A 6,608-nucleotide genomic window follows, 5' to 3' on the forward strand; every position below is an offset into this window, starting at 1 on the left:
TTCAGCTTGCCGGACGCACGGCCTCGCCGCGTTTGGCGCGCTGGATCTGCTCGTATACGTGCGTGCGCAGCTCGGTGAATCGAGGGAGCGCCCGCGTCGTGATCTGATCGCGCTCGGCATCCAGATCGATCGCCAGATCCTCCTGCACCCAGGTGGGCGACTTCGAGAGGACGACGACGCGTTCGCCGAGATACACGGACTCGTCGATGTCGTGGGTCACGAAGAGGATCGACATGCCGCGTTCGCGATGGAGCGTGCGGACGAGATCCTCCAGGTCGGCCCGAGTCTGCGCGTCGACGGCGGCGAAGGGCTCATCCATGATGAGGACCTCCGGCTGGTACGCGACGGCGCGGGCGATGGCGACGCGCTGCTGCATGCCTCCCGACAGCTGCCAGGGGTAGCTGCTCGCAGCGTGGTCGAGACCGACCGCGAGCAGGGCGTCGGAGACGAGGCGCTCCCGCTCGACCTTCGTCAGCTTCTTGTGCTTGAGCGGGAGCTCGACGTTCCCGCGGACCGTGAGCCACGGATACAGGCTGCGACCGTACTCCTGGAACACGAGCGCCATGTTCGGCGGCGGCCCCTGCACCTTCTTGCCGTCGAGCGCGACGCTGCCGGACGTGGGCTTGAGGAGCCCCGCGATGCATTTGAGCAGGGTCGTCTTGCCGCAGCCCGAGGGCCCGACGATGCAGACGAGCTCACCCGAACGCATCGTGAAGCTGATGTCGCCGATCGCCTCGACGCTCCCCGTCGAAGATTCGTAGACCTTGCGGAGGTGCTCGACCTCCAGAAGCGCGTCAGACACGCTCCACCTCCTTGATTCCGTGGTACCAGCGCAGGACGCGCCGCTCGACGACCGAGAAGATCGCTGCGAGCAGCACCCCGATCAGACCCAGCAGCAGGATCCCGCTCCACATCTCGGCGATGAGGTAGTTGCGCTGGAAGTAGACGATCTGGAAGCCCAGACCGGATGACGAGTAGCCGAGCTCCGAGATCACCATGAGGATCAGGGCGATCGACAGGGACTGCCGCACCCCCGCCATGATGCGCGGCGAGGCCGCCGGCAGCACGAGGAAGCGCAGCCGCTCGGGAGTGGTCAGGGCGAAGGAGCGCGCCGTCTCCTTCATGATCTGATCGGTCGCCCGCACACCCTCGATCGTGTTGAGGAGGACGGGCCACACCGAACCCACGACGATCATCGTGATCTTCATGACGTCGGTCGGCCCCATCAGCACGACCACGATCGGCAGCAGGACGGGCGGCGGCACCGCGCGGAAGAACTCCAGGGTCGGTTCGAGGAGCTCGCGCAGCCAGCGCGTGAGTCCGATCACGGCGCCGGCGACGATGCCGACGAGGATCGCGATCAGGATGCCGGCGGCCAGGCGACCGAGGCTCGGCAGCACGTCCGTGACGAACGCCGGGCCGATCCAGGTCTCGACAAAGGCCTGCGCCAGCTTGCTGGGCGAGGGGAAGAACTTCGCGGGTGAGATCGTCGCCCAGATCCCCCAGATCACGATCAGCACGACCGGAAGTCCGAGCGCGTAGGCGGTGTTCTCGCCGATCTTGGCCCACACGCGGGACGGGCGGCGCGGCACGACGACCGTGCTCGTGTAGAGCGTCACAGGACCTCCTCCCCTCGCACCGACTGGTGCCACGACAGTGATCGGCGTTCGATCACCCGGAAGACGAGATTGATGATGAGACCGAGGACGCCCGTGACGACCACGAGCGCATAGACGAGCGGCCAGTCACCCGCGGATTGGGCGAAGACGATCGCGCGCCCGATGCCGGGATTGCCGATGAACATCTCCGCCGTGATGGCGAGGATCAACGCGACGGCGGCCGCCAGTCGCAGGCCCGTCATCAGGTAGGGCAGCGCCGTGGGGAACACCAGATTGACGATCTGCGACCGGTTCGACAGGCCGTAGCTCTTGGCCGTGTCGCGTGCGACGGCATCGACGTCGGCGACGCCGTAGAGGACCTGGATGAACACCTGCCAGAAGGACGCGAACACGATGATGATCAGCGCGGCCTGCAGTTGGTAGCCGTACAGCAGCACGGCGAGCGGGATGAGGGCGACCGAGGGAATCGGCCGCAGGAACTCGACGACGGTATGCGTGGCCCTGCGCAGGAAGGGAACGAGTCCGATGACCGTTCCGAGCACCGCCGCGAGGATGGCGGCGAGGGCGAGGCCGATGGCCCATGCGGTCATCGTGCGACCCACGTTCCGCCAGAACTCGAGATCACCGACCTGAGCGCCCAAAGCAGTGAGCGTCTGGGTGGCTGTCGGGAAGTACTCCGGATTCACGAGTCCCGTGCCCGGCAGCAGCTGCCAGGTGAGCAGGAACCCGACGATCCCGGCGACGCCGAGCCCGACCTTGCGGAGGGCCCGGAGGCTCCCGGTCAGGTCGCGCGCGGAGTTCCGAACAGGTGTCTCGAGCCTGGCGGACGTGGTCGTCATCGCGTCGACGTCACTTCTGCTGGATGAGCCGCGAGTAGTCGGGCTCCGCATCGATGTACTTGTAGCTGACCGCCAGCGCACCCAGCTTCTCGATACCCGCATCCGAGAGATCCCAGGTGAACGTCGGAAGGGTGATGCCCGCTGCCGCCTCGGCCGGGATCTTGAGGTTGGTCGCGATCGCCGCGCGCACCGCGTCCTCGTTCGACGACGCGAAGGTGAGCGCTTCTTCCATCGCGGCCGCATAGTCCGCGACGAGATCGGCGTCGTTGTCGATGAGATCCTGCGTCGTGATGCTGGTGAGGACCGTCAGCCCGGGGATGGTCGCCTGGTACGGCGCGACGATCGAGGTGCCACCCTTGCCCACGACGATCCCGCGGAACGGGTCCGGCGCCCACGCGGCATCCATCGTTCCGGCATCCAGCTGCGCGGGGACGTCGGGGAAGGCGACCTCGACGAACTTGATCGTCGAGGAGTCGCCGCCGTCGTCGTCGACGGCCTTGCGGATCGTCAGATCGCCGGCGGCGCCGATGGTGTTGACCGAGACCGTCTTGCCGGAGAGGTCCGCCGGCCGCGTGATCGCCGACCCTGCCGGAACGACGACGGCGTTGACGTCCGTGCCCTCGGCCAGGCTGTTGGCGTAGTTGCCGATGATCGCGACGCCGAGATCCTGCAGATCGGCGCGGATCGGTCCGAACGGCTGCCCGATGGCGAACTGGATGTCGCCGCTGAGAAGGGCCGGGATGGCGTTGGCGCCACCCTGAGCAGGCACGACTTCGACGTTGAGTCCGTGCTTCTCGAAGATGCCCTCGTCGATGGCGGCCCACAGGGCACCGGTCTCGGCGATGGGAAGCGCGGCGACGCGGATGTCGCGGATCTCTCCGCCAGCGTCACCGCTCCCCGAGGGTGAGGCGGAGCCGCTGGGAGCGGCGGAGTCGGTGCAGCCGCTGAGCGCAAGGATGGCCGCGGCAGCAAGCGCTCCGACGGCGAGGAACTTCTTCATTGAGGGCCTCTTTCACGTGGTGGTCAGGTGCAGGTCGGCCCCGGGTGTCCTGGGCGTCTCCGCCCGCGTCACGTCGATGTGCCGATGCTCACATGCTCCGGCATGGAATCAGAACTGTCAACACATTTCTGACGCTCGTCATGATTTCGTCGAAATGTCGTCGAGATCGTCGAGGAGCGCGAGCCCGCGGCGCGCCCACGCGATCTCGCCGTCGGCCCGATCGACGAAGCCTTCGTACGTGAAGACCTTGAAGGCGACGATCGCCTCGGGCTCGTGCCGCGTGTCGGATGCGAGGCGCCGAGCGATGATCGGATGGCTGTGGTCGCGGATCGCGTCGAGCTGCGCCTGCCACTGCGCGCGGAGCAGCTCGTAGTGCGCGATGTGCTCGCGCAGACGCGCCCGCGCCGCCGCCGGGTCGGACCACTCGAAATACGCGGCGCGCAGCCGCATGGGATCGCGCTCGTGCACGTACTCGACCTTCTCGTCCATCCACCGCGCGAAGGCGTCCACCCCGGCATCCGTGATCGAGTACCGCGTTTTCGTCGAGGCTGCGCCCCACGGCACGGACTCCCCCTCGATGAACCCGTCCGCGAGCATGCGCTTCAACTCGGGGTAGATCTGGGAGTCCGGCGCATGCCACACGTGCCCGACGGAGACATGGAAGGACTTGGCCAGGTCGTATCCCGTCATCGGCTGAGCCGTGAGAAGCGCGAGCAGCGCATAGCGAAGAGTCATGGACCCGCCTTCCTCGGCGATTGCGCATCGCCGAGTCCTACGTTATCTTCCTGCATATATCTATCTTGATAGTTATTCGGACGAGGAGGTCCCGATGGCGGAGACAGTCACCGCGAAGTTGCTCGACTACCCGCGCAATGCCTGGTACGTGGCGGCGTGGGATCACGAGGTCGGCCGCAAGCAGATCCTCTCGCGCACCGTCGCGGGGCGCCCCCTCGCGCTGTATCGAACGGAGGACGGGCGGCCCGTGGCGTTGGCCGACGCGTGCTGGCATCGTCTCGCTCCGCTCTCCCAGGGCGTCCTCGTGGGCGCCGACGGCATCCGCTGCCCCTACCACGGCATCACCTACGACTCCCGTGGCCGCTGCACCTCGATGCCCGCGCAGGAGACGATCAACCCGAGCGCGCTGGTGCCGTCGTTCCCCGTCGTCGACCGCTACCGGTACCTCTGGGTGTGGGTGGGCGACGCGGCGCTCGCCGACCCCGACCTGATCCCCGACATGCACCAGATGACCGACCCCGCGTGGACGGGCGACGGCCTCACGATCGAGGCGCCGTGCAACTACCAGCTGATCCTCGACAACCTGATGGACCTCACGCACGAGGAGTTCGTGCACTCCTCCAGCATCGGGCAGAAGGAACTCAGCGAGTCCGACTTCATCACGAGCCACACCGACACGACCGTCACGGTCGAGCGGTGGATGCTCGACATCGAGGCGCCGCCGTTCTGGCGCAAGAACATGCGCGACAAGTTCCCCGACTTCGAGGGCCGCGTCGACCGGTGGCAGATCATCCACTACGAGGCGCCGTCGACGATCTGCATCGACGTCGGGGTGGCGAAGGCGGGCACGGGGGCCCCGGAAGGCGACCGCTCGCAGGGCGTGAACGGCTACGTCATGAACACCATCAGCCCCGAGACGGACCGCACGAGCCACTACTTCTGGTCGTTCCAGCGCAACTACCGCCTGGAGAGCCAGCTCATCACCACTCAGCTGCGCGACGGCGTCCACGGCGTCTTCGGGGAGGATGAGGCGATGCTCACGGCGCAGCAGCAGGCGATCGACGCGAACCCGGACTACGAGTTCTACAGCCTGAACATCGACACCGGCGGCATGTGGGTGCGAAAGCTCCTCGAGCGCATGCTCGAGAGTGAAGGACGCGAGCGCAGCACCCTCGGCCCGGTTCGCTCCACGGGCCCCGCGCCGCTCGCGCCTCTCACCCCCCTCGCGGGCTGATCGTGGCCGTCGCACACACGGAGGTCTGGCAGCGCGGCACCATCGCCACGAACCGTCCGCTCACGCCCGAGATCCGACGCATCGAGATCGAGGTCGAGCAGCCCGCCCGGGTCGAACCCGGCGCCCACGTCGACGTGCGTCTGTCCATCGGGGGCGAGCCCGAGCGGCGGTCGTACTCCATCGTGGATGCCACACCCGACGGCGCCCGGATCGCGCTGAGCATCTACACCTCGCCGGTCAGTCGCGGCGGCGCGCACGTCATGAACGCGCTGCGCCCGGGGGATGCCATCGAGATCACCCAGCCGCTCAACGACTTCCCCCTGCGCCCCGGCGCACCGCGGTACGAGCTCATCGCCGGCGGGGTCGGCATCACGGCGATGCTCGGCATGGCCGAGAGCCTGCGTCGCCGCGGAGCCGACTACCGGCTGCGGTACGCGGGGCGCAGCCGCCCCCTGATGGCCTACCTCGACGACATGACCGAGCGGCACGGGGAACGCCTCAGCGTGCACGTGCGCGACGAGGGCACGACGATGGATGTCGCCGGTATCGTGTCCGGGATCGCTCCGGGCACCGAGGTCTACGTGTGCGGACCGATCCGGTTGATGGACGCGGTGCGTCGCGCGTGGCAGGAGCGCGGACTGCCGATCGCCGACCTGCGCATGGAGACGTTCGGCAACAGCGGGTGGTTCGATGCCCAGGAGTTCATCGTCCGTATCCCCGCCACCGGGCTGGAGGCCCGCGTCAAGCCGAACCAGACGATGCTCGAAGCGCTGGAGAGCGCCGGCGCCGACATGCTCTCGGACTGCCGCAAAGGCGAGTGCGGGCTGTGCGAGGTGCGCATCGCCGGGCTCGACGGCGAGATCGACCACAGGGATGTGTTCTACAGCGAGCGCCAGCGCAATGCGCACGAGAAGATGTGCTGCTGCGTGTCGCGCGTCGTCGCTCCCGCGGGCCGCGACGCGATCGTGGAGATCATCACGACGTGATCAGGGCCCACATCGCGGCCCGACGATCGCTGCTGAAGAGTCCAGAAACGCGGAAAGGCCACCCCTGTGTGGGGTGGCCTTTCCGTGAAAAGGAGTCCGGCGGTGTCCTACTCTCCCACAGGGTCCCCCCTGCAGTACCATCGGCGCTGTGAGGCTTAGCTTCCGGGTTCGGAATGTGACCGGGCGTTTCCCTCA

The 6,608-nt window shown here is 67.5% G+C and carries 7 protein-coding genes and 1 rRNA gene; 2 read left to right on the plus strand and 6 right to left on the minus strand.

Features of this window, described 5'->3' with window-relative positions; translation table 11 throughout:
• Position 1: 1 nt before the first annotated feature.
• The 5 genes from J0I43_RS12840 to J0I43_RS12860 all read right to left on the minus strand — a co-directional run bounded on the left by J0I43_RS12840 (position 2) and on the right by J0I43_RS12860 (position 4,193).
• The gene (locus tag J0I43_RS12840; protein ID WP_292864408.1) at positions 2-802 is read right to left on the minus strand and encodes an ABC transporter ATP-binding protein; all 801 of its coding nucleotides are present in this window, start codon (positions 800-802) and stop codon (positions 2-4) included.
• On the minus strand, positions 795-1,619 hold the full coding sequence (locus J0I43_RS12845; RefSeq protein WP_292864411.1) for an ABC transporter permease: 825 nt from the start codon (positions 1,617-1,619) through the stop codon (positions 795-797). Before J0I43_RS12845 ends, J0I43_RS12840 begins: the two co-directional genes overlap by 8 nt.
• Entirely contained in the window at positions 1,616-2,458 is an 843-nt protein-coding gene (locus J0I43_RS12850) for an ABC transporter permease (RefSeq protein WP_292864414.1), read from the minus strand. The genes J0I43_RS12845 and J0I43_RS12850 overlap by 4 nt, the downstream gene beginning before the upstream one ends.
• 10 nt (positions 2,459-2,468) lie before the next feature.
• Entirely contained in the window at positions 2,469-3,458 is a 990-nt protein-coding gene (locus tag J0I43_RS12855) for an ABC transporter substrate-binding protein (RefSeq protein ID WP_292864417.1), read from the minus strand.
• A 138-nt stretch (positions 3,459-3,596) separates the two neighbouring features.
• Positions 3,597-4,193 carry a PadR family transcriptional regulator gene (locus J0I43_RS12860; protein ID WP_292864420.1) on the minus strand — a complete coding sequence of 199 codons (597 nt, stop codon included), beginning with the start codon at positions 4,191-4,193 and terminating at the stop codon, positions 3,597-3,599.
• A gap of 94 nt (positions 4,194-4,287) precedes the next feature.
• Between J0I43_RS12860 and J0I43_RS12865 the strand changes: the two genes are divergently transcribed.
• Both J0I43_RS12865 and J0I43_RS12870 read left to right on the plus strand, forming a co-directional pair.
• The gene (locus J0I43_RS12865) at positions 4,288-5,427 is read left to right on the plus strand and encodes an aromatic ring-hydroxylating dioxygenase subunit alpha (RefSeq protein WP_292864423.1); all 1,140 of its coding nucleotides are present in this window, start codon (positions 4,288-4,290) and stop codon (positions 5,425-5,427) included.
• A 2-nt stretch (positions 5,428-5,429) separates the two neighbouring features.
• Positions 5,430-6,413, plus strand: a complete 984-nt coding sequence (locus J0I43_RS12870) for a PDR/VanB family oxidoreductase (RefSeq protein ID WP_292864426.1) — start codon at positions 5,430-5,432, stop codon at positions 6,411-6,413.
• A 94-nt stretch (positions 6,414-6,507) separates the two neighbouring features.
• Here J0I43_RS12870 and rrf read toward each other — a convergent pair.
• Positions 6,508-6,608: ribosomal RNA gene (rrf, locus tag J0I43_RS12875) — 5S ribosomal RNA — on the minus strand; the annotation flags it as partial.

Source organism: Microbacterium sp. (genome assembly GCF_017305435.1).
Classification (GTDB): Bacteria; Actinomycetota; Actinomycetes; order Actinomycetales; family Microbacteriaceae; genus Microbacterium.

Excerpts from the sequence above, each read along its gene's own strand:
- J0I43_RS12850 (WP_292864414.1), bottom strand. The coding sequence starts at position 2,458 with ATGACGACCACGTCCGCCAGGCTCGAGACACCTGTTCGGAACTCCGCG.
- J0I43_RS12855 (WP_292864417.1), bottom strand. The coding sequence starts at position 3,458 with ATGAAGAAGTTCCTCGCCGTCGGAGCGCTTGCTGCCGCGGCCATCCTT.
- J0I43_RS12860 (WP_292864420.1), bottom strand. The coding sequence starts at position 4,193 with ATGACTCTTCGCTATGCGCTGCTCGCGCTTCTCACGGCTCAGCCGATG.
- J0I43_RS12865 (WP_292864423.1), top strand. The coding sequence starts at position 4,288 with ATGGCGGAGACAGTCACCGCGAAGTTGCTCGACTACCCGCGCAATGCC.